The organism is Citrobacter sp. TBCS-14 (assembly GCF_005280805.1).
In the GTDB taxonomy this organism is placed as follows: Bacteria; Pseudomonadota; Gammaproteobacteria; order Enterobacterales; family Enterobacteriaceae; genus Citrobacter; species Citrobacter gillenii.
In genome coordinates, this window is record NZ_SZWM01000774.1 from 1 (window position 1) to 1494 (window position 1494).

Here is a 1494-nt window from a genome sequence, read left to right on the forward strand (position 1 = left end):
ATTAAGACAAGACTTTGACGGAGCTTTCGCTTGGATCAAGGAAAACGTATCAATGCCATTTGACTTTGACGGAGAACAGCAATTTATATCAGAATTGAAGCAGTTAGTTAAAATTAACGCTTTAAAGTTTGGTAAAATATATGAGGGAGTATTAAATTGACAACATTAAGAGAGCTACACAAAAAACTTAAAATTAAACAAACGCTTGACAACTATGTACGCAACACAAATAAAAAATATAAACATAACTTTGTGGCTGATGAAATTCTTGGCGAGGGAATGGCTAAACTGATCGAGCTTAATACACAAGGCAAACTTGGACGACATGCACAGCAAATTGCTTATATTAACCATAATTTGAGCTTACAGCGACAAAAGGAACAACTGGAACAAGTTAACGAACGACTTGCTAAACGTGCTGAGAAAGCCCAAAAATTGCTTGACACGGAACTTCTGAAAGATAGCTACATCGAAACGCTTGAAATGTTTAGTAAATACCATTCAGCAAAATATAATATGTGGGACGAACCAGAAACTCCAACTAAAGTGATTGAGTTCATGGAAAAGAATGGAGTTAAACAAGGTAAATGGCTACGTCCTGAAGGAGTTGACGCTTGGTTCAAAGAACGAATCATTTGGTTCAAGAATAAATTGAAAGAACAATAATATTAAGAATAAAAACTTTAGGCTTGACAGCTTAGAGCTTTTTTGATATAATAATACATATAGTTAAAGAAAGGAGGTAATAAAATGATTTTAATACAATGCGTAACCTGTGGGTCTTCAAGTTTCACTAATGGTAAATGTGATTATTGCGGTAACAAGTACGAAGTAAATGAAGACAAAATATTTTACGGCAATTCGAAAGAAGATGATTCATCATTAGATGAGGATATAACCTTTCAAGAAACTCCTGCTGGTAAATTAATACTAAAAATCATGATCTATACTTTAATATCTATTGTTTGGTTTGCGATAACTGTATTCATTCCACCGCTATTTATAATAACAATTATTTTATTAGTAGTCTATGGGACTTATCGCTTGATAAATAAAAAGAAATAGCTTATAATAAGGTATAGAATAAACTAGAAAGGTAACAATGAAACAAAAATACTTTAATGACAAAAGATATTGCCACTGCTTCGATATACCAATGAGTAATGGTTTAGGAGTTTGCAAAGATTGTAGAGGATACGTGAACATCTGTTATAGTTGCGATCGCTGTCTACACTGCTGGTTTACATCACAGGTTGAACTATTTACCGAATATGATGAACCTAAGTTGCTGGAACTTATAGAAAACTGGAATAAATTTTACCAAACTAGAAAGACAATAAATAATGCTTAGTTTAGACGAGAAGAAAATCAGAAAAGGTAAACCTATTGGATTACCATACCAAGGAAGCAAGAAAAAGATAAGCAAGAAAATAGTTGAGATTATCAAACAGAACTTTGGCACAGACAAGCCGATATACGACATCTTCGGAGGAG

General features: G+C 33.1%; 2 protein-coding genes. Both read left to right on the forward strand.

Translation table 11 applies throughout. The features are described 5' to 3' along the window. Positions 1-156: 156 nt before the first annotated feature. On the forward strand, positions 157-666 hold the full coding sequence (locus FDX22_RS21240; protein WP_036851125.1) for a hypothetical protein: 510 nt from the start codon (positions 157-159) through the stop codon (positions 664-666). Positions 667-750: 84 nt separating this feature from the next. Then, positions 751-1065, forward strand: coding sequence for a hypothetical protein (locus FDX22_RS21245; RefSeq protein WP_036851127.1), 315 nt, complete (start codon positions 751-753; stop codon positions 1063-1065). Positions 1066-1494: the final 429 nt, after the last annotated feature.